General features: G+C 65.9%; 22 protein-coding genes, 1 tRNA gene and 1 pseudogene. 6 read left to right on the top strand and 18 right to left on the bottom strand.

Translation table 11 applies throughout. The features are described 5' to 3' along the window. Positions 1-318: 318 nt before the first annotated feature. The 11 genes from CHB69_RS09435 to CHB69_RS09385 all read right to left on the bottom strand — a co-directional run bounded on the left by CHB69_RS09435 (position 319) and on the right by CHB69_RS09385 (position 9,067). Entirely contained in the window at positions 319-1,686 is a 1,368-nt protein-coding gene (locus CHB69_RS09435) for an ammonium transporter (RefSeq protein WP_089215929.1), read from the bottom strand. A gap of 17 nt (positions 1,687-1,703) precedes the next feature. Beyond that, complete coding sequence (locus tag CHB69_RS09430; protein WP_003043080.1) at positions 1,704-2,042, bottom strand: P-II family nitrogen regulator; 339 nt, start codon at positions 2,040-2,042, stop codon at positions 1,704-1,706. Between the two features lie 156 nt (positions 2,043-2,198). Then, positions 2,199-2,906 (bottom strand): endonuclease/exonuclease/phosphatase family protein, encoded by a 708-nt coding sequence (locus tag CHB69_RS09425; protein ID WP_089215764.1) that lies wholly within the window; start codon positions 2,904-2,906, stop codon positions 2,199-2,201. A 163-nt stretch (positions 2,907-3,069) separates the two neighbouring features. Next, positions 3,070-3,282: a putative signal transducing protein gene (locus tag CHB69_RS09420; RefSeq protein WP_089215763.1), complete on the bottom strand. Its 213-nt coding sequence runs from the start codon at positions 3,280-3,282 to the stop codon at positions 3,070-3,072. Further along, on the bottom strand, positions 3,282-3,860 hold the full coding sequence (locus tag CHB69_RS09415) for a pyridoxamine 5'-phosphate oxidase family protein (protein WP_089215762.1): 579 nt from the start codon (positions 3,858-3,860) through the stop codon (positions 3,282-3,284). The genes CHB69_RS09420 and CHB69_RS09415 overlap by 1 nt, the downstream gene beginning before the upstream one ends. Positions 3,861-4,077: 217 nt before the next feature. Continuing rightward, the gene (locus CHB69_RS09410; RefSeq protein WP_089215761.1) at positions 4,078-4,494 is read right to left on the bottom strand and encodes a hypothetical protein; all 417 of its coding nucleotides are present in this window, start codon (positions 4,492-4,494) and stop codon (positions 4,078-4,080) included. A gap of 98 nt (positions 4,495-4,592) precedes the next feature. Continuing rightward, positions 4,593-5,828, bottom strand: a complete 1,236-nt coding sequence (locus tag CHB69_RS09405) for a hypothetical protein (RefSeq protein WP_089215760.1) — start codon at positions 5,826-5,828, stop codon at positions 4,593-4,595. 146 nt (positions 5,829-5,974) lie between these two features. Beyond that, a complete protein-coding gene (gene tldD / locus CHB69_RS09400) occupies positions 5,975-7,402 on the bottom strand; it encodes a metalloprotease TldD (RefSeq protein ID WP_089215759.1) in 1,428 nt (475 codons plus the stop codon). A 165-nt stretch (positions 7,403-7,567) separates the two neighbouring features. After that, positions 7,568-8,128, bottom strand: a complete 561-nt coding sequence (locus CHB69_RS09395) for a DUF4402 domain-containing protein (RefSeq protein ID WP_170935502.1) — start codon at positions 8,126-8,128, stop codon at positions 7,568-7,570. Between the two features lie 98 nt (positions 8,129-8,226). Beyond that, a complete protein-coding gene (locus tag CHB69_RS09390) occupies positions 8,227-8,436 on the bottom strand; it encodes a zinc-finger domain-containing protein (protein WP_089215757.1) in 210 nt (69 codons plus the stop codon). A gap of 70 nt (positions 8,437-8,506) precedes the next feature. Beyond that, positions 8,507-9,067: a DUF4402 domain-containing protein gene (locus tag CHB69_RS09385; RefSeq protein WP_245836669.1), complete on the bottom strand. Its 561-nt coding sequence runs from the start codon at positions 9,065-9,067 to the stop codon at positions 8,507-8,509. A 109-nt stretch (positions 9,068-9,176) separates the two neighbouring features. On the opposite strand from CHB69_RS09385, the gene CHB69_RS09380 reads away from it, so the two are divergent. Further along, complete coding sequence (locus CHB69_RS09380; protein ID WP_089215756.1) at positions 9,177-10,097, top strand: ABC transporter ATP-binding protein; 921 nt, start codon at positions 9,177-9,179, stop codon at positions 10,095-10,097. A gap of 8 nt (positions 10,098-10,105) precedes the next feature. Here CHB69_RS09380 and CHB69_RS09375 read toward each other — a convergent pair whose 3' ends face one another. Then, positions 10,106-11,020 (bottom strand): CE1 family esterase, encoded by a 915-nt coding sequence (locus CHB69_RS09375; protein ID WP_089215755.1) that lies wholly within the window; start codon positions 11,018-11,020, stop codon positions 10,106-10,108. A 257-nt stretch (positions 11,021-11,277) separates the two neighbouring features. Between CHB69_RS09375 and nadB the strand changes: the two genes are divergently transcribed. Next, positions 11,278-12,867 (top strand): L-aspartate oxidase, encoded by a 1,590-nt coding sequence (nadB, locus tag CHB69_RS09370; protein ID WP_170935501.1) that lies wholly within the window; start codon positions 11,278-11,280, stop codon positions 12,865-12,867. Between the two features lie 53 nt (positions 12,868-12,920). Next, positions 12,921-13,307: a GxxExxY protein gene (locus CHB69_RS09365; protein ID WP_245836668.1), complete on the top strand. Its 387-nt coding sequence runs from the start codon at positions 12,921-12,923 to the stop codon at positions 13,305-13,307. Between the two features lie 44 nt (positions 13,308-13,351). Here the strand turns inward: CHB69_RS09365 and CHB69_RS09360 are convergent, their stop codons facing one another. Both CHB69_RS09360 and CHB69_RS09355 read right to left on the bottom strand, forming a co-directional pair. Further along, complete coding sequence (locus CHB69_RS09360) at positions 13,352-14,545, bottom strand: M20 metallopeptidase family protein (RefSeq protein ID WP_089215925.1); 1,194 nt, start codon at positions 14,543-14,545, stop codon at positions 13,352-13,354. Between the two features lie 5 nt (positions 14,546-14,550). Next, positions 14,551-15,729 carry an acyl-CoA dehydrogenase family protein gene (locus CHB69_RS09355; protein ID WP_089215924.1) on the bottom strand — a complete coding sequence of 393 codons (1,179 nt, stop codon included), beginning with the start codon at positions 15,727-15,729 and terminating at the stop codon, positions 14,551-14,553. A 362-nt stretch (positions 15,730-16,091) separates the two neighbouring features. On the opposite strand from CHB69_RS09355, the gene CHB69_RS09350 reads away from it, so the two are divergent. Next, positions 16,092-17,375, top strand: a complete 1,284-nt coding sequence (locus CHB69_RS09350) for a dipeptidase (protein ID WP_089215754.1) — start codon at positions 16,092-16,094, stop codon at positions 17,373-17,375. Between the two features lie 98 nt (positions 17,376-17,473). On the opposite strand, the gene CHB69_RS09345 is transcribed toward CHB69_RS09350, so the two are convergent. Beyond that, positions 17,474-18,766, bottom strand: a complete 1,293-nt coding sequence (locus tag CHB69_RS09345) for an FAD-dependent oxidoreductase (protein ID WP_089215753.1) — start codon at positions 18,764-18,766, stop codon at positions 17,474-17,476. Positions 18,767-18,950: 184 nt separating this feature from the next. Between CHB69_RS09345 and CHB69_RS09340 the strand changes: the two genes are divergently transcribed. Then, positions 18,951-19,024, top strand: a tRNA-Gln gene (locus CHB69_RS09340). A 147-nt stretch (positions 19,025-19,171) separates the two neighbouring features. Here CHB69_RS09340 and CHB69_RS09335 read toward each other — a convergent pair. Genes CHB69_RS09335 through CHB69_RS09325 form a run of 3 tightly spaced genes read right to left on the bottom strand, consistent with a single transcriptional unit; the run spans position 19,172 to position 23,016 of the window. Beyond that, positions 19,172-20,026: an SMP-30/gluconolactonase/LRE family protein gene (locus CHB69_RS09335; protein WP_089215752.1), complete on the bottom strand. Its 855-nt coding sequence runs from the start codon at positions 20,024-20,026 to the stop codon at positions 19,172-19,174. 14 nt (positions 20,027-20,040) lie between these two features. Then, the gene (locus tag CHB69_RS09330) at positions 20,041-21,852 is read right to left on the bottom strand and encodes an IlvD/Edd family dehydratase (RefSeq protein WP_089215751.1); all 1,812 of its coding nucleotides are present in this window, start codon (positions 21,850-21,852) and stop codon (positions 20,041-20,043) included. 15 nt (positions 21,853-21,867) lie between these two features. Further along, the gene (locus CHB69_RS09325; protein WP_089215750.1) at positions 21,868-23,016 is read right to left on the bottom strand and encodes an aldose epimerase family protein; all 1,149 of its coding nucleotides are present in this window, start codon (positions 23,014-23,016) and stop codon (positions 21,868-21,870) included. Between the two features lie 136 nt (positions 23,017-23,152). Here CHB69_RS09325 and CHB69_RS20520 point away from each other — a divergent pair. Beyond that, positions 23,153-23,308, top strand: a pseudogene (locus CHB69_RS20520) (glucose/galactose MFS transporter); the annotation flags it as partial.

Here is a 23,308-nt window from a genome sequence, read left to right as displayed (position 1 = left end):
CTTTTCCGGCGTCTGCGCTGCCGTCGGGGCGTGAAGGCAAAAAAAGAGGGCCGGGACTTGCGTCCCGGCCCAGCCTTTCAGGCTCTCCCCTCCTGAAACTGTTGACCCAATGAATGCCATATTAATGTCATGATGAAAAGGCCTAAATTGGCGGCACCGCTGCTCATAATTTGTGCAAACGGTTTCACGGCGCGACTGCACAAAAAGAGGCCGGGACTAGTCGGTCCCGGCCTTTCAGTGGTTCGCAGGAGGAACCTCGGTAGGACCCCGCCGCCCGTTTGAAAGAGGAGAGAGTGCGGCGGCGGGTGTCCTGTCTCGTCAATAATTGTAAGCGCGCTCCCCATGCTCGCCGAGGTCGAGGCCTTCGCGTTCGACCTCTTCGCTGACGCGCAGTCCGGTGACCGCCTTGGCGATGTAGGTGGCGATCATGGTGCCGACGGCGGCCCAGACGATCGCAACGAGCACCGCGACGATCTGCGTCGCAACCTGCGCGCCGATGCCGACACTGCCGTCGCCGGGACCGCCGAGACCGGGTGCATAGACGATGCCCGTGCCGATCGCGCCGACCATGCCGCCAATGCCGTGGATGCCGAAGGCGTCGAGCGCGTCGTCATAGCCGAGCCTGGTCTTGAGCACGGTCACCGCATAGAAACAGATGACCGAGGCGACCGCGCCGAGGACGATGGCGCCGAACGGTCCCGAGTTGCCCGCGGCAGGCGTGACCGCGACGAGGCCGGCAATGATGCCCGAGCAGAAGCCGAGAGCCGAGCCCTTGTGGCCGTTGAGGCGCTCCGCGAGCATCCAGAACAGGCCCGCAGACGCGGTGGCGACAAAGGTGTTGATCATTGCGAGACCCGCCGAGCCATTGGCCTCCAGCGCCGAGCCGGCATTGAAGCCGAACCAGCCCACCCACAGCATGCCGGTGCCGACCATCGTCAGCGTCAGCGAGTGCGGCGCCATGATTTCCTTTTGATAGCCCATGCGCTTGCCGAGGATCAGCGCAGCGACGAGCGCCGAGACGCCGGCGTTGATATGCACCACGGTGCCGCCCGCGAAATCGAGTGCCGCCGGCAGCGAAGTCCCGAACATGCCGCCTTCGAAAAGGAAACCGCCGCCCGCCCATACCATATGCGCGATCGGGAAATAGACGATCGTCAGCCAGACGATGCCGAATATCATGACGGCCGAGAATTTCATGCGCTCGACCACGGAGCCCAGCACCAGCGCAAGCGTGATCGCGGCGAAGGTCATCTGGAAGCAGATGAACACATATTCGCTGATCACCTCGTCGGTGAAGGTCGCGGCGGTCGAATCCTGGGTCACACCGGCGAGGAAGAACTTGCCCCAGCTGATGAAGGCATTGCCTTCGGGGCCGAAAGCGAGGCCATAGCCGTACATCACCCAGATCAGCATCGCGAGGCAGGCGGCGGCGCCGACCTGCGTCATCGTCGAGAGCATGTTCTTGGTGCGCGTCAGGCCGCCATAGAAGAGCGCGAGGCCCGGCAGGATCATCAGCAGGACGAGCAGCGACGAGGTCATCATCCACGCATTGTTGCCGGGATTGGCGACCGGCGCCGCGGCTTCGGCCGCGGGCGCGGCCGCTTCCTGCGCCCAGGCGGGCAGCGCGGCGAACAGCGCAAGGCCGGCAGCCCCGGCGCTCGCCGCAATTTTCTTTGCGAACGTCATATTTTCCCCCTTCGTCATTACAGAGCCGCCTCGCCGGTCTCGCCGGTGCGGATGCGCACGGCCTGACCGACGTCGAGGACGAAAATCTTGCCGTCGCCAATCGACCCGGTTCCGGCGCTTTGCTGCAGCGTTTCGACCACACGCGGTGCGAGTGCATCGTCGCACACGAGTTCGATCTTCACCTTCGGCACCATGTTGGTCGCATATTCGGCGCCGCGGTAGATTTCGGTCTGCCCCTTTTGCCGGCCGAAGCCCTTGACCTCGGTCACGGTCATGCCGGCGATACCCAGCCCGGTCAGCGCTTCGCGCACTTCGTCGAGCTTGAACGGTTTGATGATAGCCAGGATCAGCTTCATGATGCCCCCTTTTGCTAATGGCATCGTGCTGCGCTGCAACAGCCGTGCCAATCGGGCGAGCGGCTTGCGATTGTTAATATTTTGTGACGTGAGTGATGCCAGAAAGCGAAGAATCGTTCGCTTTATAGGCAGGGTGCGCGCACTTTTGCACAATTTTTAGGCATTGTGCGTTTCGGTCCGAAAGCGCGCCCAGATCGGCAGATGGTCGGACGCGCGCAGGGCGAGCGCGCTCTGATGCACCCCCGCGTCGACGGGCTCGAGCTCGGGCGAGGCGAAGATCCGGTCGAGCCGCGCGACGGGGCGGCGGCTGTGAAAGCTGTGCCCGGTGTCGACGAGGCGATGATCCGCGCCGAAATCGGCGAGGCAGCCGCCGCGATTGCGCCATTCGTTGCAGTCGCCCATCAGGATCGTCGGCAGATTTTCGCCCGCGTCGACATGATCGAGGATCGCGCGCGCCTGATGGCGGCGGCGCAGCCCCGAAATGTCGAGGTGCATCCCGACGACGCGCAGCCGCGTGCCATCGACGCACACCGTCGCCGCGACCGCACCGCGCGGCTCGAGCGTCGGCAGGTGCAGCGCATGGCTTTCCTCGACCTCCACCCCCTTGCGAACGAGCAGGGCATTGCCGTGCCACCCTATCGCATGTGCGCGACCATCGAGCAGATCGACCGGCACATAGTCGCTATGCTCTTCGAACATATAGGGCGGAATCGCGCTGGCACGCGTGCCGAAGCGGCGGTCGGCCTCCTGCAAGGCGACGATGTCGGCGTCGAGTTCGCCGAGCACCGCGAGCACGCGCCCGGGATCGCGGCGGCGGTCGAGCCCGATGCCCTTGCGCATATTATAGCTGGCGACCTTGATCATGGGGAGAAAGGACTGTCCTTCGGCTGTTCCGATGCAAATGACGAACGGGAGGAAACCGGGTTGCCTCCATGCCCGTCATTGCGAGCGCAGCGAAGCAATCCAGAGCGGTTTACGCAACCCTGGATTGCTTCGTCACTTCGCTCCTCGCAATGACGGCGGATATTCAGCCCGCGCCGAATTCTTCCATCAACGCCTGCGCCTCGGCCAGATCCTCGTCGAGCACCATCACGCGCACGGGGATCATCAGCCCGACGCTTTCGGCGATGTTCATCCCCGCGTCGAAGCAGACCGCGTGGACGCCCGCACTTTCGAGCCGGCCGCGCAGCAACTCGGCCTCGACCCCGTTCGGCAGCCGCACCAGCTCGACCAGCGGCATCAGGCGTCGGCGCCTTCGGTCTCACCCGCGATATAGCGGTCGGTCGGGCGCGTCGGCAGCCCGTCGATGCTGCGATTGCGGGCCTTGAACTTCTCGGTCCATTCGGCGGGATCGGCCTGGCGGTGATATTTCTGCAGCGTGCCGCGCTCTGCGACCAGCTCCATCCGCGGCACGCCCCAGCCGCAGCTCGTCTGCACGCTGTCGATGTCGATCACGAAAATCTGCCGCGTGCCCGGAAGCAAGGTGAAGGCGCGCGCGACCTCCTGCCATTCGGCATCCTGCGGCAGCACCGCGCGGCCGCGGCCATAGAGGCGCAGGATCAGCGCGCTGCGGTCGAAGGCGCAGAACATGATCGTGATGCGGCCGTCGGCGGCGAGGTGCGCGTGCGTCTCGTTCCCCGACCCGCCGAGGTCGAGATAGGCGACCCGCCGCTCCGAGAGGATTTTGAAGCTGTCGGCATAGCCCTTGGGCGACAGATTGATCCGCCCTTCGGCCGCCGCGGTCGCGGTGAAGAAAACCGGCTGCGCCTCGATGAAGGCGATATGCTTGTCGGTCAGCGCGTCGAAAAATTCGGCCATGGTCGATGCTCCGGCAGGTTCGGCTCCCGCCCTATCACCAATTGCGGCCCTCTTCCATCGCCGCCGCTTCGCCGGCCCGCGACGCGCGCCCGAGCGGCGGGCGACGCCTGAAGACTCCCCAAGGCCTCACCCCATGCGAATATATCTGCAAATGCTGAACACCCCAGCCAGATCGCTTCGACCTAAATCCGCACCATCAAATGCCGGGATCAAACATCTAGCCAGCGGGCTTGTCCTTGTCGGCAAGGCGATAGGGCACGAACTCGCCGAGCGAGACGAAGCCCGTGTACATATGGCTGTTGCGGTCGTGCAGTTCGATCGTGTCGATCGAGCACAGGCGCGTGCTGTTGAGCTTGGTGACCAGAATATCGTCGTCGTCGAGCGATTCGGCACCGCTTCTCGGCCGATTGACCCACAGCGTGCTGCCGATGCGATAGACGATCGCCGTCTTGTCGATCACCTCCGAACTCGATGCGGCGGGCAGCGAGATGCAATCCTGCGGTTCGCCGGCGACGCGGCCCTCGAGCATCTTGCTCAACTTCGCTTCGCCGGTGAGCTTTTCCTTTGCCGCGGCGGGTGCCGACAACGCTCCCAACAGCGAAGCGGACAACAGAATAGCGATTATCGGACGCATGGTTCGACTCCCTTGCAAAATGGTCTCACCCTTGCTGCGAGCATATCATGTTGCAGCGAGTGGTTGCTGATTATTTTGCGGTCCGATACCCCGCGCGCTCAGCAGGCTTCGGGCGGCAGCGGGATGCCGAGCGGGCCCTTGCACTTCTTTTTCCTGGGTTTCTCGGCGGGCGTCGCAGCGTCACCACCGCCCGAACCCATGCCCGCGAAGTCGGCGCCGATCATCAGCGCCGTGTGCGAGCGGAAGCGGACCTTCGCGGTCCAGTCGATGTCCCACACGGCATTGCCCGCAGGCTTCGGCGGATAGGCGAAATTGGCCTCGGGGCCGAAAGCGTTCAAATTGCCGAACATCATCTCGCCTGCGGCCTTCCTGACCTCGGCGGGAATCGCGCAGCTCGTCTGCGTCGGCGGCATCACGACCTTCTGGCCGACGAGTTTCGCGACCGTCGCGGGCGGCAGCCAGTCCCACAGGCCGCCGCCGAATTCGCGTGCGTTGCTGCTCGTCCACCAGACGATATCGCCGCCGGCGTCGCCGCGGTCCATGCCGCCGAACGCCCAGGCGACATAGCCGGTCGCGGGCGCGAGCTGGTTCCAGCGCAGCAGCACCGATCCGTCGCCCTGCATCGTGGTCTGCGCGTTGAGCGCGGGCATATAATCCTGTGCGAGCGTGAAGCTGATGTCCGATCCGACGTTGCTCGCGACACGGTGCGCGCCGAGCAGCGAGGCATCGGCGGGCGGCACCTTTGCCGACTTGTTGTTCGGCCAGGCGGCATAGCTCTTGCTGTTCGTTGTCATAACCTCGCGCACACGCGGCACCGTCGTCGTGAAGAGGTTCGGCGGCATCTGCCCCGCCGCGAGCTTCGAAAAGTCGATGATGACGGGCTGGCCCGGCCCTGCCTTGGCGCCGCAGCCCCAGAAGAGCAGCATCCGCCCCTTGGGCCGCTCGAAATTCTGCGGCATTTCGTCGCTTTCCTCGCGCGGCATATATTTGCCGGGCTCGGGGCCGAGCAGCGGCACCGATTTGCCGAGCTTCGCCTGCGGCTCGAAATAATGCTCGCCGCGCACCGGCGGGTTCGACGGCGCCTGGTTCGAGCCGAGGCGGAGGTCGAGCGTATGGACGACTTTCCCCTCGGGGCCGCCGCCGAACATCATCCCCATCGCGCTGCCGAGCCCCGGCTTTCCTCCGCCCGCAGTCATCGCCGCGAAGCCCGAGGCGGTCGCGGCATCCATTTCATAGCGTTCCTTCGGTCCCGTCGTCCTCTGCGCCGAGCCGGGAACGGCGGCGAGCGTGGCGGCGAGAGCGGAAAGCGAAACCAGTCGCAGAATCGAGCGCATGCAATCCTCCCCTGTGGCCGGAAAGCTCCGGCGGATGTGCGGCCCGAATCTGTTGTTGTCGTTATGCGCCTATACGCTGGCGCGGCGGGAGCGCCAAGCCAATGACGTCGATCACACTCCCCCGTTTTGCGTCGCGAAAGCGAATATTACGCCGTGCCGCCCACCGTCAGCCCGCTGACCAGCAGTGTCGGCTGGCCGACGCCCGCGGGGACGCTCTGGCCGCCCTTGCCGCACACGCCGATGCCCTCGTCGAGCGCCATGTCGTTTCCGATTCCGGTCACCTTGGTGAGCACGCTCGGCCCGTCGCCGATCAGCGTCGCGCCCTTGATCGGGTCGCCGAGCCTGCCATTCTCGATCCTGTAGGCCTCGGTGCAGGAAAAGACGAATTTGCCCGAGACGATATCGACCTGACCGCCGCCGAAGCTCTTTGCGAAGATGCCCGATTTGACGCGGCCGAGCAGCTCGGCAGGATCGTCGCCGCCGCCGCGCATGAAGGTGTTGGTCATCCGCGGCATCGGCGCATGGGCAAAGCTCTCGCGGCGGCCGTTGCCGGTCGGCTCGACCCCCATCAGCCGCGCGTTGAGGCGGTCCTGCATATAGGCCTTCAGGATGCCGTCCTCGATCAGGATATTCTCCTGCGTCGGCGTGCCTTCGTCGTCGATGCTGAGCGAACCGCGCCGCTGGAGGATGCTGCCGTCGTCGATCACGGTGACGCCGGGCGCGGCGACGCGCTCCCCGATGCGGCCCGAAAAGGCGCTCGTGCCCTTGCGGTTGAAATCGCCCTCGAGCCCGTGGCCGACCGCTTCGTGGAGCAGCACGCCGGGCCAGCCGGGGCCGAGCAGCACGGTCATTTCGCCCGCGGGCGCATCGACCGCGCGCAGGTTGACGAGCGCCTGCGCCAGCGCTTCGTCGATCGCGCGGTTCCACTGACCCTCTTCGAAGAGATGATCGTACATATAGCGGCCGCCGAGGCCGAAATAGCCGCTCTCGCGCCGCCCATTCTCCTCGACCACGATCGAGACGTTCAGGCGGACGAGCGGGCGGATGTCGGTGGCGAGGAAGCCGTCGGCGCGGACGATTTCGACCACCGACCAGCTGCCGGCGAGTGCGACCGACACCTGCGCGACGCGCGGGTCGCGGGCGCGCGCGGCGGCGTCGATCTTTTGGCAAAGGTCGACCTTCTTCGCGAAGGGCACGAGGTCGAGCGGATTCGCCTCGTCGTAGAGATGGCGGTTGGTGCGCGCGGGCGGCCCGGCGGGCGGCACCTTGGCCGGGTCGAGCAGCGCGAGCGTTTCTGCGGCGCGGCGGATCGCCGGCGCGCTGATGTCGCTCGCATGGGCAAAACCCGTCATCTCGCCCGATACCGCGCGCAACCCGAAGCCCGCGTCGGTCGAATAGTCGGCGGTTTTGAGCCGCCCGTCATCGAAGCCGAAGCTCTCGGTCGCGCGATATTGCAGATAGAGCTCGCCATCGTCGGCCTTGGCAAGCGCGTCGCGCGCAAGTGCCTGCGCAAGATCGGGGTCGAGCGCGTCGGCGCGGTAGAGGAAGCTGCGGGGATCGGTGGGGCTGTTCATCGGGTCGATATAGGGGCGTGCCGTGGTGTGCGCAAACGGCGTTCGTCATTGAGTGCGCGGATTGTCGAGCGGTAGTCGGACGAAGGCATTGGGATGGGGAGCGGACGGTCCTCCCCCTCCCGTGCCGGGGAGGACCTTTACGACCGCAATCGCCCGTTCCCCGACCTACAGATAATTGACCGTCAGCGTGAAGGTGCCGCTATAGTCGCCCGCGGGCTGGTTGGCGGGGACGGTCAGCGTGCCGCCGACATAATAGGTTTGCACGCCGCTCGGGAACAAGATCGCACTCGCGCCGAGCAAGGCGGTGCCGCCGCCGTTCGTCGTCGCGGCGCGGGTCAGCGTCGCGGTCATCGGCGCGGCACCGCCGCCGGCGCGCGCCAATGTGGCCGAATTGCTGCCGCTGACGAAGAGCAGCAGGAAGCCGCCGGTTCCCTGAAACACTGCGCGCTGCTCGCCGGCGCCCACCGGGGTCACGCCGCCGCTCGTGCTGCGCGCGCCGGTGACCGGGTCGATCGTCACCGTGCCGCCGGTCGCGCCGCTTGCGAGTGTTCCGAAATCGAGATCGCCGGTTTTGATCAGGGTGTTCGGGCGGATCACTGCTGCATTGGCGGTGCTGCTCTGGTCGGCCGCCTGCGCCGGCGCCGCGATGGTGCCGGCTGCGAACGCTGCAATGAAGGCGAGGCGGCGTATCGTCGCGCCGCGGCCGCTGGTCCCTTGAATCCCCACGATTCCGCTCCTGTCTGGCACAGCTTATGCCAGCGGCGGGTGAGTCGATGATGCACGGCTATGGTAAAGGCGCGCTTTACCTTTGACGGCTCACGCGCTCATTCGTGGTCGGCGACCCCGCCGATGAGGACGAAACGCCGATCGCAATAGCCGCAGTCGACGAAGCCGTCTTCGGGGTCGATTTCGAGCCAGACGCGCGGGTGGCCGAGCGCGACATCGGCGAGCCCGTCGCCGGTGCCGTCGCAGGCGATGCGGGTCTGGGTGACGCGGAGCGTTTCGGGCGCGGGGGCGGGGACAGGCTGGGTCATCGACCGCGCCCATAGCAAGCGGCTCGCGCCTCGGCAATCGGCTGCGGACAGAGCCTGCGCTGCGGGGCCGTCACAGGTAGTTCAGGGTGATCGTGAACGTCCCGCTATAGTCGCCGGGGGCCTGATTCGCGTTGACGTAGAGCGTCGCGCCGACCGGGAAATTATAGTTGCCGAGCGGCGCGCCGATGCGAAAGCGGATGGGGCTGGTCGACAGGATCGCGGTCGGCGTGCTGCCGATCTCGAAATCGCGGACGCGCATCCGCTGCCCGGGCCCGGTGATCCAGATGTTGTGCGGTGACAGCGCGATATTGACCTGGCGGTTGTAGGTGCCGAGCCCCGCGAAGCGCGCAGGCTCGGCGTTGCCGCCTGCAAGCGCCGCTCCGCCGCTCGCGCTGCGGGTGCCGTCGGGCGCGATACGCACCGTGCCCGCGGTGTTCGACGCGATGATGCTCCCGAAGTCGAGGTCGTTGACCTTGAAGAAGGAGAGCGGCCGCAGCACGATCGCCTCGGCGTCGCCATTGGCTGCCGTTTGGGCATGGGCCGGCGCGCCGACGGTGATCGCCGTCGGAAGCGCGCAGACGGCGATGCCGCGCAGCAGGCGCTGCGGGATTTTGCTGTGCCTGGTCCTCACGCTGCCCCTGCTAGCGGCGAGGCGCAAAAATATGTTTAACGCGGGGGCCGCACATCCGAAAGGCGCGAGCCTCTTTCGTCCCGCCGCCGCCGCCGCTATGAGAGCCGCCATGACCGAAGCCGCGATCCGCATCGACTCCGTTTCCAAAATCTATGCGGGCGGCAAGCAGGCGCTCGACGATGTGAGCTTCGACGTGCCGCGCGGCCAGATTTTCGGACTGCTCGGCCCCAATGGCGCGGGCAAGTCGACGCTGATCAACATCCTCGCGGGGCTCGTCAACAAGACCGGCGGGCACGCGAGCATCTGGGGCTTCGACATCGACGCCGATCCGCGCAACGCCAAATATTCGATCGGCATCGTGCCGCAGGAAATCGTCTTCGATCCCTTTTTCACGCCGTTCGAGACGCTCGAGAATCAGGCGGGGCTCTATGGCGTGCCGAAGGACAAGCGGATTTCGGACGCGCTGCTCGCCGCGGTGCATCTGACCGACAAGCGCGATGCCTATGCCCGCACCTTGTCGGGCGGGATGAAGCGCCGCCTGCTCGTCGCCAAGGCGATGGTGCATTCGCCGCCGATCATCGTCCTCGACGAGCCGACCGCGGGGGTCGATATCGAGCTGCGCCAGCAGCTGTGGGACTATGTGCAGGGCCTCAACGACCGCGGCGTCACCGTCGTGCTGACGACGCATTATCTGGAAGAAGCCGAGGAGCTTTGCGACCGCATCGCGATCATCAACCACGGCAGACTGATCGCGAACAAGCCGACGCGCGAACTGGTCGACATGGCGCGCGAGAAAATCGTCGTGGTGACGCTCGACGAGGATGTGACGATGCTGCCCGAGCATCCCGCTTTCGACAAGATCGAGCGCGAGGGGACACGCGGCCTCGCGATCAGCTATAACAAGGATCGCATGAACGCCGGCGAGGTGCTCGCCGCAGTGGGTGCGATGGGGCACCATATCGTCGACGTGTCGACGCGCGAGGCCGACCTCGAGGATGTGTTCCTCAACCTGACGCGCAGCGCGGCGTAAGATTCGCCCTACCGCCGGTAGCGCGCGAAGAAGGTCCACATCGCTTCATTGTCGGCGACCCATTCGTGGCCGCGGCCCGCGACGATCCGCCCCGCGACGCGCGCGTCGCCGCGGCAGTTCGAATAGATTTGCTCTTCGGCGGTGCCGGAGACAGTGAAGATCTGCGGGCCGATGCGGCACCCATCGAGTTCCGCCCAGCGTGCGAGCGCGGTCGCCATCGAATATTGCCAATAGCCGGCGCCGCCGCCCGCGACGGGGTTGGTCGTGTCGTCGCTGCCCGCAAAGGCATAGACGGGAACCGCCTTCTTCGGCTGGCAGGTTGCAGGGTCGGGGCGCTGCGGATCGTCCGCCGAAGGATTGCCCGCGCGCAGCCCGACGACGGGCGCGATCGCCGCGAAGCGGTCCGATGCGACGCAGCCGAGCCACGAGGTCATGCGTCCGCCGCCCGACAGGCCGGTCGCATAGACGCGCGCGACATCAATGCACTTTTGCGCCGCGAGCCAGTCGATCGCGGCGGTCAGGTAAGCGACGTCGTCGGGATCGTCGGCGGCCGGCACCGCGCCGGTGACGGTGGGCACGCCGGGGATGTTCCAGACGAAGCCCTTGCCCGCGGGAATGCCGGCATCGGGCGCGGCGAGCAGAAAGCCATGATGGTCGGAGGTCGCGGCGAGTCCCGAATAGTCGAGCATTTCCTGCCCGTTGCTCGTGCTGCCGTGGAGAAGGAAGACGAGCGGCAGATCGCGGATATGGCGCACGCCGACCGGGATATGGATCAGCATCGACCGCCCGGTGCCCGCGACCGCGACGCGCTGCGTCGTTCCCGGCGCGCCGAGGGGGCAGGCGGGTGCGGCGAGCGCGGGCGCAGCGAGCGCGGCGAGGCCGAGGAACAGGGCAAGGCGGGAAAACAGGAGAAAAAGGGGCATCGAGACATCCCAATTGGCAGCGCAAATGCGCGGATTGTTCCTGACGGTGTGTCCCCGCGAAGGCGGGGATCCATCTCCGCTCGGCGCAAAATGGAACCGATGGGAGATGGGCTCCCGCCTTCGCGGGAGCACACGCTGCACTCAAAACGGCTTTGGCATAGGCGAGCGGACGACCCTGCGGCAAGCGCGCACATCGAATTGAACCGCCGTCGCTTTCGCGTATAGGTGCGCGCTTCGAAGGCCGAGAGGAACCTGCCTTGCCTACCCATATCGCGCAGCACGACGTCATCATCATCGGCTCCGGTGCCGCAGGATTGACCGCCGCGATCAGCCTCGCCGACCATTGCCGGGTGCTCGTGCTCGCCAAGGGCAATCTGACGGGCGGCTCGACCGCATGGGCGCAAGGCGGCATCGCCGCGGTGCTCGACGCGGGAGACACCTTCGAAAACCATATCGAGGATACGATGGTCGCGGGCGCGGGACTGAACCGGCGCGAGACGGTCGAGTTCGTGGTCGAGAACGCCCCGCATGCGATCGAGCGGCTGATCGAGATGGGGGTCGCCTTCAACAAGGAGGAAGGCGCGCTCCACCTGACGCGCGAGGGCGGGCATTCGCACCGGCGGATCGTCCATGTCGACGACGCGACCGGCTGGGCGGTGCAGGCGGCGCTGCTCCAGACCGCCGAGGCGCATCCGAACATCACCTTGCTTCCCGGGCAGGCGTGCATCGACCTCATCACCGGGCGCCACGAGGCGCGCTACTCGGGGTCGGGGCGCGTGTGGGGGGTCTATGCGCTCGACGAGGCGAGCGGCAAGGTCCACGCGCATGTCGGGCGCGCGACGATCCTCGCGAGCGGCGGCGCGGGGCGCGTCTATCAATTCTCGACCGCGCCGAGGGGCGCGACCGGCGACGGCATCGCGATGGCGTGGCGTGCGGGTGCGCGGGTCAGCAACATGGAGATGATGCAGTTCCACCCGACCTGCCTCTATAATCTTGAGGTCAAGAATTTCCTCATTACCGAGGCGGTGCGCGGCGAGGGCGGACTGCTCAGGCATCCGGTCACGGGGCACCGCTATATGCCCGATTATGACGCGCGCGCAGAACTTGCCCCGCGCGACATCGTCGCGCGTGCGAACGACGACCAGATCAAGCGCTACGGCCTCGACTATGTCCACCTCGACATCAGCCACAAGGACCCCGATTTCGTCGCGGGGCATTTCCCGAACATCTACGACAAGCTGCTTTCGCTCGGCATCGACATGACGAAACAGCCGATCCCGGTGGTGCCGGCGCAGCATTATACCTGCGGCGGCGTGCTGATCGACCTCGCCGGGCGCACCGACCTGCCGGGCCTCTATGCCGCGGGCGAAGTGACCGAAAGCGGTCTCCACGGCGCGAACCGCCTTGCCTCGAACAGCCTGCTCGAATGTTTCGTCTTCGGCGAGGCGGCGGCGAAGGACATCGTCGCGCGCTGGGACGCGCTCGAACCGCCGCCCGCGATCCGCGCGTGGGACGAAAGCCGCGTCACCGATTCGGACGAGGAAGTCGTCATCAAGCAGAACTGGACCGAGATCCGCCGCTTCATGTGGAATTATGTCGGCATCGTCCGCACGACCAAGCGGCTCGAACGCGCGCAGCACCGCATCAAGATGATGACCGATGAGGTCGAGGATTATTACGGCCACTTCCGCGTCACCACCGACCTGATCGAGCTACGCAACCTGCTGCAATGCGCCGACCTGATCGTCAGAAGCGCGCTCCACCGCAAGGAAAGCCGCGGGCTCCACTACACGCTCGACTATCCCGACACGCTGCCGGAGGCGGCCGATACGGTGCTGGTGCCGTGAGGGTCGAGTAGAGAATATCTCACGCAAAGGCGCAAAGGCGCAAAGAAGGGGGCGTGTTGGAGATCGAGGAATTGGCCCGCATGGCCGTCGACTGCGGCTTCCATCTCCACAAGAATCTGGGGCCGGGTCTGCTTGAATCGGTTTACGAAGCGATCATGGCCGATCAGCTCGCTCGCCGCGGGCTGACTATCGAGCGGCAAGCGCCGATCCCGATCCGTTATGACGGTGTGCAATTGCCCGAGGGCTTTCGCGCCGACCTTCTGATCGAGGGGAAATTGCTCGTTGAACTAAAATCGGTCGAGCGGCTTTCGCCGCTCCATGGAAAGCAGGTCCTGACCTATCTTCGCCTGCTGGATTTGCCGCTTGGACTACTCATCAACTTTGGTGGCGAGACCTTCAAGGAAGGGGTCCGGCGCGTGGCTAACAATCATCGCTGCTGAAGCTCCCTTCTTTGCGCCTTTGCGCCTTTGCGTGAGATCATTTCCTATCCAAACCCCTCAGTCAAAAACCGCTCTGCCAACGCCGCATGGAGCGCGGCGCCGCGGGCCATGACGCTCTCGTCGAGGACCATGCGGTTCGAATGGAGGCCGCAGCAGCTTCGCCAGTCGCTCCCCGCCTCGCTCGCGCCGAGCCAGAACATCGCGCCGGGGACTTTTTCGAGGACATAGGCGAAATCCTCCGCCCCCATCACCGGATTGTCCATCGTCAGCCAGGCGTCCTCGCCGAAGGTTTCTTCGACGACCCCCTGCCCGAAGGCGACCGCGCGGGCGTCGCAGACGGTGACGGGGAAACCTTCCTCGATATGCACTTCGGCGGTGCAGCCATGCGCTTCGGCGATCGCGGGGGCGAGGCGCCGAAGCTCGCGCGCGACCATCGCACGGCGCTCGGGCGACAGGGTGCGGATCGTGCCGGTCATCTCGGCACTTTCGGGGATGATATTGTTCGTCGTCCCCGCCGCGATCTTCGCGATGGTGACGACCGCGGGATCGAAGACCGAGATTTTGCGCGTCACCATCGTCTGGATCGCCGAGACGATCTCGCACGCGACGGGGATCGGGTCGATGGTATCCTGCGGCATCGAGGCATGGCCGCCGGCGCCCTTGACCGAGATGTTGAGCACGTCGGATGAGGCGAGCAGCGGCCCCGCGCGCCCCGCGAAGATGCCGTGCGGCGCGTTGGGCATGATATGGAGCGCGAAGGCGGCGTCGGGGAGCGGGTCGATCAACCCGTCCTCGAGCATGAAGCGCGCGCCATGATGCCCCTCTTCGCCCGGCTGGAACATGAACATCACCGTGCCGGCCAGGCGATCGCGCGCCGCGCAGAGCAGCTTCGCCGCGCCGACGAGCATCGCGACATGCGTGTCATGCCCGCACGCATGCATCGCGCCGCTCGTTTCGGACGCGAAATCGAGCCCCGTATCTTCGAGCAGGGGCAGCGCGTCCATGTCGCCGCGCAGCAGCACGGTGCGCCCGTTCGCGGGCCCGCGCAGGATCGCGATCAGCCCCGTGGTCGACGGCCCCTCGCGCAATTCGAGCGGCAGCCCGGCGAGTGCATCCTTGATCTTCGCGAGCGTCTTGGGGGTCTGGAGGCCGAGTTCGGGCTCGCGATGAATCGCGCGGCGCAGGGTCACCAGGTCGCCCAAAAGCGTTTCGGCCTCGGCGGGCCAACTTGCGGTCATTTCGTTCACGTCTTTCCTCCGCCGAATAATTGCCGTCCGGCCAAGTCTAGCATGATTTCCTCGCTGCCGCCGCCGATCGCGTTGACGCGGACCTCGCGGTAGATGCGTTCGACCTTGCTGCCGGTGATATAGCTCGCCCCGCCGAGGATTTGTGCCGCCTCGCGCGCGACAGCCTCGAGCATCCGGGTCGCCTGCACCTTGAGCATCGCGAAGTCGGCGGGGCGATCCTTGCCCTCCTTCACCTGCCACGCGCAGAGGTCGACCCACGCCTGCGTCGCTTCGATCTGGCGCTCCATGTCGGCGAGCTTGATGCGGATCGACTGATGACCGACGAGCGGACGCCCAAAGGTCTCGCGGTTCTTCGCCCATTCGGCCGCCTCGGCCATCGCGACGCGGGCGTAGGCGCAGCAACCCATCGCCATGCCGAGCCGTTCGCTGTTGAAATTGCGCATGATGCCGATGAAACCGCCATTCTCCGGCCCGATCAGATTGTCGGCGGGCACGCGCACATCGCTGAAATGGATCGCCGCGGTGTCGCTGCAGCGCCAGCCCATCTTGTCGAGCCGGCTGCGCTCGACGCCGGGCGCGCCCATGTCGATTAGCAGCAGCGAGATGCCCGCCGCGCCCGGCCCGCCGGTGCGCACCGCGCAGGTCAGCCAGTCGGCGCGCATGCCGCTGGTGATGAACATCTTGCCGCCGTTGACGACATAATGATCGCCTTCTCTCACTGCGGTCGTCTTGAGGTTGGCGACGTCGCTGCCGCCGCCCGCCTCGGTGATGCCGAGCGCGATGATCTTCTCGCCCGCGAGCACCGGCGGCGCAACGCGCTGCTTGAGCTCCTCCGATCCGAGCGCGAGAATCGGCGGCAGGCCGATGCCATGCGTCATCAGCGATGCGCCGAGCCCGCCCGCGCCGACCGCGGCCAGCTCCTCGGTGACGACGAGGCTGTGGAAATTGTCGAAGCCCTCGCTGTGCCCGCCATATTGCTCGGGATAGCGCAGCCCCAATATGCCCGCCTCGGCCGCCTTCCGGTGCAGTTCGCGCGGAAGCTCCCCCTCGGCTTCCCACCGGTCGATATGGGGCGCGATCTCGCGTTCGACGAAGCGGCGGACGCTCTGCGCGAGCGCGTCGTGGGTTTCGTCATAATAGGGAGAGCGGGTGCGCCAGTCGTCGAATGCTGTCATGCGCGCGATGCTGCGCGCGATTGACGTTAACGTCAAGTTGGGCTGCGCCGACGGCGCCATTTTGGTCTCACGCGAAGGCGCAAAGGAGAAAGAAAAAGAGGACTCGCACAAAGGCACGAAGGCACGAAGAGGGTGGATTGCGCCTGGCCTGTTGTGGGCGACCCGCGCGACGCGCCACTTCGTTAATCGCCTGCGGCGACAGGGTCGCGCGCGCTGTTCGATGCCCTCTTTGTGCCTTTGTGTCTTTGTGCGAGATTATTCTTCTTCGCGCCGTCGCGTGCGTCCCGTTGACGCGACCTGTCGAGCCGGCCCTGTCGGCTGCGGGCTTGCGCGCCGCCGCCGACCAGCTAGGTTCGCCGTCCATGAAAAGACCTCATCAGCTCGCCGGCCTCGCCGCCTTCGCCCTCTTCGCCAGCTCCGCCGCAGCACAGCAATCGCCCGAGGCGGTGGCCGAAGCCGCGCTCCGGGCCGCGCCGGTGTTCGACGGACACAACGACGTGCCGTGGGCGCTGCGCGGGCGGGTGCATAACGTCATCAACGATTTCGATTTCGTCGATACGACCGACACCGCGACGCTCGATGGCGATCCTCCGCGCGCTGCGATGCACACCGACCTCCAGCGGCTGCGCAAGGGGCATGTCGGCGCGCAATTCTGGTCGGTCTATGTCCCGTCGAACGACGACGAAGCCGAAGCTGTGCAGCAGACGATCGAACAGATCGACGTCGCGAAGCGGCTGATCGCGCGCTATCCGAAGCAGATGATGCTCGCGTCGAACGCCGCCGAGCTGGAGCAAGCGATGAAGGCGGGCAAGGTCGCCGGAATGCTGGGAATGGAGGGCGGCCATTCGATCGGCTCGTCGCTCGCGGTGCTGCGCCAGATGTATGCGCTCGGTGCGCGCTATATGACGCTGACCCACGGCAGGAACACACCCTGGGCCGACAGCGCGACCGACGCGCCCGCGCACGACGGGCTCACCCCTTTCGGCGAGCAGGTGGTGCGCGAGATGAACCGCATCGGCATGATCGTCGATCTGAGCCACGTGAGCCCCGCGACGATGAAGGACGCGCTGCGCGTCGCAAGGGCGCCGGTGATGTTCAGCCATTCGGGCGCGCGCGGCGTCGCCGACCATCCGCGCAACGTCCCCGACGACGTGCTGCCGCTCGTCAAGGCGAACGGCGGCATCGTGATGGTGGTGCTCTACGCCGCCTTTCTCGATCCCGAGTTGCGCAAGCATGGGCTCGATCGCACGGCGGCGAAGGCGCGGTTCGACGCGCAATATCTCGGCGATCCGGCGGGCGCCGCAGCGGCATTGAAGGCATGGGACGCGGCGCACCCGGCGCCGCAGGTGCCGATCGCGCGCGCCGCCGACCATATCGACCATATCAAGGGTGCGATCGGCATCGACCATATCGGCATCGGCGGCGATTACGACGGGATGGACGCCACCCCGGTCGGGATGGAGGATGTTACCGGCTATCCGGCGCTGTTCGCCGAACTGGCGCGGCGCGGCTACAGCCGGTCCGACCTCGAAAAGATCGCGAGCGGCAACATGCTGCGCGTGCTGAAGATGGTCGAAGCCTATGCCGACACGCAGGCGGGTCACCCGCCGATCGAGACGCCGGTCGCGGACAAGGCCGCCGACTAGAGTGCGTTCGGTTTTGATGGAATCAAAACCGGCACTCTAGAGTCTTGTTTTTCCGTGATTTCCGAGCCGTGAAATGTTTCATCTCACTCGAAATCACTTCAGCGCCCGATCGCAGCGAGCATCGCCTCGATACTGACGAATTTTTCGCGCGGCGCGCCCTCGATCGCGGCCCTGACCTCGGCCTCCTCGATCCGCCGCCAGTCGCGGAAAGTCACGGGCGTCGCGCCGCGGCTCGCGAGCAGCGCGTCGAGCCCCGGACGCCCCGGCTTGCCCGCGCCGCGCCCGATGTCGCCGAGCACCAGTTCGGCAACGCGCGCGCCGTCGGGCTTGTTGGTGCCGATCGTCCCCGTCGGCCCGCGCCGCGCCCAGCCGACGCAATAGAGGCCGGGCAGGATGCGTCCCTCGTCGTTGGCGAAGCGGCCGCGGCCGTGCTCATAGGGGACGCCGGGGATCGGCGGGGTCTGATAACCGATACAGCTGATCACCAGCCCCGCGTCGATCGCATAGGTTTCGCCGGTGCCGCGACTGCGCAGATCGGCGTCGAGTTCGGTCTTCTCGACGATCACGCGCTCGACACGGCCGTCGCCCTCGATGGCGACGGGGCTGGCGAAAAAGTCGAAGTCGATCGTCACCGGTTTCGCGACCGGGTTCGCGGCAAAGTCGCGCAGATGCGTGACCGACTTGCGCATTCCGGGCTCGAGCAGCGCGTCGTCGCCCTCGGGCGGCAGGTCGGCGGGGTCGACGCGCGGGCTCGCGCGGTCGAGATGGCCGAGTTCGCCCAGTTCCTTCGGCGTCATCGCGATCTGGTGCGGCCCGCGGCGGCCGAGGATATGGATTTCGCGCACCCCGCTATGCGCTAGCGCGTCGCGCGCATGGGCGACGATGTCGCTCCCCGCGAACTCGGCGGGCGACTTGGCAAGGATGCGCGCGACGTCGAGCGCGACATTGCCGTTGCCGATCACCGCGACGCCGGGCGCGCCCAGCGGCGGGTCGAGATCGGCGAAATCGGGATGCCCGTTGTACCAGCCGACGAAAGCGGCGCTACCGATCACCCCCGGCAGGTCGGCGCCGGCTATGCCGAGCGGGCGGTCGTTCGGCGCCCCGGTCGCGAGCACGACCGCGTCATAGAGCGACAGCAATTCGTCGATCGACACGTCCTCGCCGACCGCGACATGGCCGACGAAGCGGACATTGTCGGTCAGCGCGACGCCCTCATAACGGCGCGACACCGCCTTGATCGACTGGTGATCGGGCGCGACGCCGGTGCGGATCAAGCCATAGGGGACGGGCAGGCGGTCGATCACGTCCACCGCGATATCATCGGCCTTCTGCAAGGTTTCGGCGGTATAATAGCCCGCCGGACCCGACCCGACGATCGCGACATGACGCATCAGTCCACCTCCATCCCGGGTGCCTGCGCGCGGGCGCGCGGCCCCTTTTCTTGTAACTGTCGATGCTAGCGGCGAAATACATCAGGGCAAGCGGGCATGTGCGACAAGGCGGCGGTTCCCTTCCAGATGGCGCCCGCTACCCCCTTGACCGGCGCAATCGCGCCGACTATCTGGCGCCCCTCACTGCCCCGTCGTCTAATGGTAAGACTACGGATTCTGATTCCGTCTATCGAGGTTCGAATCCTCGCGGGGCATCCAGATTTTTCATCTATTTTCATATCTTAATGCGTGGGATGCGGTGTGCGCGCTGCGTTTCCGGTTTGTGGGAACGCGCCGCGTTTCCGGCGTATTCTGGTCAGTGGCGGCGATTCCCGGCGGCTGTCCAATGGAAACGCGACGCAGGCCTCACCCTTGATAAATGCCCGTGGGATTGCCGCGAACGCCGCTGTCGATTTCGAAGAGCGCGCCATCGAATTCCGAGGCGGGGAGACCGGTAGCCGCCGACGTCACGAACATGCGGTCGAGCCGGTCACCGGCGAATGTGATGTTGGTCACGCGCTGAGCGGGGAGCGGAATCGTCCGATCGAGCCGGCCATCGGGCGCGAAGCGGCTGATGCGCGCGCCGTCCCAATGCGCGACCCACAGAAAGCCTTCGGCGTCGCAGGTCATTCCGTCGGGGTAGCCGTCGCTTTCCCCGAACCGGATGAAAGGCGTCTTTCCGCCGATCTTCGTTTCGTCGGCCTCGAACCGATAGATGGTACGGCGCGCCGTGTCGGCGTGGTAGAGCCACCGGCCGCACGGGGAGAAGGCCGGGCCGTTGGGGACCATATAGCCGCTGTCCACGACATGGCAGGCGCCATCGGGCGACAGGCGATAGAGCGATCCGCGCGCCTCTTCTTCGGCCATGTCCATCGTGCCGCACCAGATCGCGCCCATGCGATCGGCCTTGCCGTCGTTCATGCGATTGCCGGGCAGGTGGGGTTCGGGATCGTGGATAGGCGCGATGTCCGGAGGGGCGAGCGAGATCCGGCCGAAGCCGCTCTGGAACCCGCCGATCAGTTCGCCTTGCCGGTTTTCCACAACCCAGCCCAGCGGCTCGGGCATGTCCCAGCGCTCGATCGCGCCGTTGGCGAGCGACAGCCGGTTGAGCGCCGGCGCGAGGATGTCGACCCAATAGACCGCATTTTCGCGTGCGCTCCACAGCGTGCCCTCGCCCAGACTGTCCCGAACCTCGCGTTCGATCTTGCGCCACCGGCCCAATCGGGGTCCCTTTCTCAGTGATTGTCGCGGGGCAGGCCCATCGTCTGGGCGATGCGCTGATATTTTTCGGCCCCTTCGAGGATGGCGCCGGTATTCATCTGGCCGACGATATTGCGCTGGATCTCCTGCCAGGGAGTCTGCGAAGCCGGATAAGGATAGCCGCCTTGCGCCTTGAGGGCGGCCCGCCGCTCGTTCAGTTCCTCGTCCGAAATCAGCACATTGACCGTGCCCTTGCCGAGGTCGATGCGCACGCGGTCGCCCGTGCGCAGAAGGGCGAGCCCGCCCATTGCCGCGGCCTCCGGGCTGGCGTTGAGGATCGAGGGACTGCCGCTCGTGCCCGACTGGCGGCCGTCGCCGATACAGGGCAGCGCCGAAACGCCTTCGGTGATGAGGTAGGCGGGCGGGCGCATGTTCACCACTTCGGCGGCGCCGGGGTAGCCGATGGGGCCGGCGCCGCGCATGAACATCAGCGTCTCGCGCGTGATGCCGAGCGCGGGGTCGTCGATGCGGCGGTGATAGTCCTCCGGCCCGTCGAACACGATCGCCGGTCCTTCGAAAGCGTCCGGATCGTCGGGGTTCGAAAGATAGCGGTCGCGGAACTCGTCGCTGATGACGCTGGTCTTCATGATCGCGGCATCGAACAGATTGCCGCTCAGGACCAGGAAACCGGCGTCCTTGCGCAGCGCTTCATCGAAGGGCTTGATGACGCGATCGTCCTCGATGGTCGCGTCGCGGCAATTGTCGCCGATCGTGCGGCCGTTCACGGTCATCGCCTGCTCGCGGATCAGCCCCTGCCCGATCAACTGTGCAACCACCGCGGGCACGCCGCCGGCACGGTAATAATCCTCGCCCAGATATTCGCCGGCGGGCTGCAGATTCACCAGCAGCGGAATCCTGTGGCCGATGGTCTCCCAGTCCTTGAGTGGCAGGTCGACGCCCATATGGCGCGCGATGGCGGCCAGATGGATGGGCGCATTGGTCGATCCGCCGATCGCCGAATTGACGGCAATCGCATTGTGAAACGCATCGAGCGTCAGAATGTCGGAGGGTTTGAGATCCTCGTGGACCATCTCGACCGCGCGCTTGCCGGTGCGATAGGCGCATTCCTGCCGGTCCCGATAGGGGGCCGGAATGGCGGCCGAACCGGGCAGCATCATGCCCAGCGCCTCGGCGAGCGAATTCATCGTCGTGGCGGTGCCCATCGTGTTGCAATAGCCGGTCGAGGGCGCGGACGATGCGACCAGCTTGATGAAGCCTTCTTCGTCCAGTTCGCCGGCGGCGAGCAACTCGCGGCCCTTCCACACGATCGTGCCCGATCCCGTCCGCTCGCCCTTGTGCCAGCCGTTGAGCATCGGTCCGACCGACAGGGCGATCGCCGGAATATTCACCGTGGCGGCGGCCATCAGCAGCGCCGGGGTCGTCTTGTCGCAGCCGGTTGTCAGCACCACGCCGTCGATCGGATAGCCATAGAGCGCTTCGACCAGCGCGAGATAGGCCAGATTGCGGTCGAGGCCCGCGGTCGGGCGCTTGCCCGTTTCCTGAATCGGATGGACGGGGAATTCGATGGCGATCCCCCCGGCCTCGCGAATACCCTCGCGGATGCGTTCGGCCAGGACGAGGTGATGCCGGTTGCACGGGCTGAGGTCGCTGCCGGTCTGGGCGATGCCGATGATCGGCTTGCCCGACCGCAATTCCTCGAGGCTGAGCCCGAAATTCAGATATCGCTCGAGGTAGAGCGACGTCATGTCGATATTGTCGGGATTGTCGAACCAGGCGCGCGATCGCAGCTTCGCTGACGGCGTTCCGGGTGATTTGCGGTTTGTCATGAAAGTCCGTTTCGATCAACGCGAAGTGGAAAGACGATAGATCATGACATGTCGGTAAGGCTTGCCGGGATCGACGCGGGCGGAAACGAAATCGGGATGGTTGGGCGCATCGGGAAATTTCTGCGGTTCGAGCGCGATGCCGTCGCCCATCCGGTAGAGATGTCCCTGCTTGCCGATCAGCGTCCCGTCGAGGAAATTGCCGGAGTAGAACTGCACGCCGGGTTCGGTCGTCAGGACTTCGAGGACGCGGCCGGACGCCGGATCCTCGAGCCGCGCCGCGAGCTCCGGCCTGGCGGTCACGCCCTTGTCGAGCGCGAAATTATGGTCGTAGCCGCGGCCATAGACGATCTGCTGATCGGTGCCGTCGCGCAATCCGTCGGCGACGCGGCGCGCCTGGCGGAAGTCGAACACACTTCCTTCGACCGGGCGCAATTCGCCGGTCGGGATCAGATTGGCGTCGACGGGGGTGAAGTGACTGGCGGGAATCGTCAGCATCTGACCCATCGCTCCGTTGCCCGACCCCTCGCCCGCCATGTCGAAGATCGCATGGTTCGTCATGTTGATGACCGTCGGCTTGTCGGTCTTCGCTTCGAAAGCGATGCCCAGATTTCCGGCTTCATCGAGGGTGTAGGTGACGGTCGCGACAACGCGGCCCGGATAGCCCGAATCGCCGTCGGGGCTGACATGCCGGAGCACGACGCTCGCGGTCGGGCCGGACTTCGTCGAGACGACCTCCCAGGCGGTCTTGTCGAAGCCATGATCCCCGCCGTGCAGGCTGTTCCGGCCGTCGTTGAGGGGGAGCTGATAGGTTTTTCCGTCGAGCGTGAAGCGCCCGCCGGCGATGCGATTGGCATAGCGGCCGACCGTCACGCCGAAATAATTGGGATGCTCGACATAGTCCGACAGCTCGTCATAGCCGAGGAGGACGTCGGCAACCCTGCCGTTGCTGTCCGGCGCGAGGAGCTTCTGCAGCGTCGCCCCATAGGAGAGGACCGTGGCGGAAATACCATTGTCGGCGGTCAGCGTGATCGCGCTGACCTGGGTGCCATCGGCCAGAGTTCCGGCGATTTCGCGCTTGACCTCGGCGGCATGGGCGGCCGGACAAAGTCCTGCCACCATCGCTGCCAAGGCTGCGCCGGCCAGCGCCTTTTCCAGTTTTCTCATAGCTGATCGCTCCAAACCCCCGGTGGAAACATCGCGGCCCATTGACGGGACCTGCACCGCGATATAGTCCGACAAATGGAAAAGGTGCAAGCCGGTTCGCAAACGAATTCATGCGTACCCGATCGAGAGGATAATCATGCCCACACTTGTCTCGTCGTCCGGCGATGCCGCCGAAAACGCGCAGGAGCCCGGAATCCGCTACGGAAGGCCGCTTGCTCTGCTTGCGAGCCTCTTTTTCATGTGGGGGTTCATCACGGTCATCAACAACACGCTGCTTCCTCATCTGCGCAGC

This window comes from Sphingopyxis indica, from assembly GCF_900188185.1.
In the GTDB taxonomy this organism is placed as follows: Bacteria; Pseudomonadota; Alphaproteobacteria; order Sphingomonadales; family Sphingomonadaceae; genus Sphingopyxis; species Sphingopyxis indica.
The sequence above is the reverse complement of the archived record's forward strand: the minus strand, read 5'-3'. Positions and strand labels throughout refer to the sequence as shown.

Bases quoted from the DNA above. Each gene is read 5' to 3' on its own strand.
- CHB69_RS09430 (WP_003043080.1), bottom strand. From the start codon at position 2,042: ATGAAGCTGATCCTGGCTATCATCAAACCGTTCAAGCTCGACGAAGTG.
- CHB69_RS09355 (WP_089215924.1), bottom strand. From the start codon at position 15,729: ATGACAGCATTCGACGACTGGCGCACCCGCTCTCCCTATTATGACGAA.
- CHB69_RS09330 (WP_089215751.1), bottom strand. From the start codon at position 21,852: ATGACAAACCGCAAATCACCCGGAACGCCGTCAGCGAAGCTGCGATCG.
- CHB69_RS09390 (WP_089215757.1), bottom strand. From the start codon at position 8,436: ATGACCCAGCCTGTCCCCGCCCCCGCGCCCGAAACGCTCCGCGTCACC.
- CHB69_RS09350 (WP_089215754.1), top strand. From the start codon at position 16,092: ATGAAAAGACCTCATCAGCTCGCCGGCCTCGCCGCCTTCGCCCTCTTC.
- CHB69_RS09435 (WP_089215929.1), bottom strand. From the start codon at position 1,686: ATGACGTTCGCAAAGAAAATTGCGGCGAGCGCCGGGGCTGCCGGCCTT.
- CHB69_RS09375 (WP_089215755.1), bottom strand. From the start codon at position 11,020: ATGCCCCTTTTTCTCCTGTTTTCCCGCCTTGCCCTGTTCCTCGGCCTC.
- CHB69_RS09360 (WP_089215925.1), bottom strand. From the start codon at position 14,545: ATGACCGCAAGTTGGCCCGCCGAGGCCGAAACGCTTTTGGGCGACCTG.
- CHB69_RS09415 (WP_089215762.1), bottom strand. From the start codon at position 3,860: ATGGCCGAATTTTTCGACGCGCTGACCGACAAGCATATCGCCTTCATC.
- CHB69_RS09405 (WP_089215760.1), bottom strand. From the start codon at position 5,828: ATGCGCTCGATTCTGCGACTGGTTTCGCTTTCCGCTCTCGCCGCCACG.
- CHB69_RS09345 (WP_089215753.1), bottom strand. From the start codon at position 18,766: ATGCGTCATGTCGCGATCGTCGGGTCGGGTCCGGCGGGCTATTATACC.
- CHB69_RS09425 (WP_089215764.1), bottom strand. From the start codon at position 2,906: ATGATCAAGGTCGCCAGCTATAATATGCGCAAGGGCATCGGGCTCGAC.
- CHB69_RS09380 (WP_089215756.1), top strand. From the start codon at position 9,177: ATGACCGAAGCCGCGATCCGCATCGACTCCGTTTCCAAAATCTATGCG.
- tldD (WP_089215759.1), bottom strand. From the start codon at position 7,402: ATGAACAGCCCCACCGATCCCCGCAGCTTCCTCTACCGCGCCGACGCG.
- CHB69_RS09420 (WP_089215763.1), bottom strand. From the start codon at position 3,282: ATGCCGCTGGTCGAGCTGGTGCGGCTGCCGAACGGGGTCGAGGCCGAG.
- CHB69_RS09325 (WP_089215750.1), bottom strand. From the start codon at position 23,016: ATGAGAAAACTGGAAAAGGCGCTGGCCGGCGCAGCCTTGGCAGCGATG.
- CHB69_RS09410 (WP_089215761.1), bottom strand. From the start codon at position 4,494: ATGCGTCCGATAATCGCTATTCTGTTGTCCGCTTCGCTGTTGGGAGCG.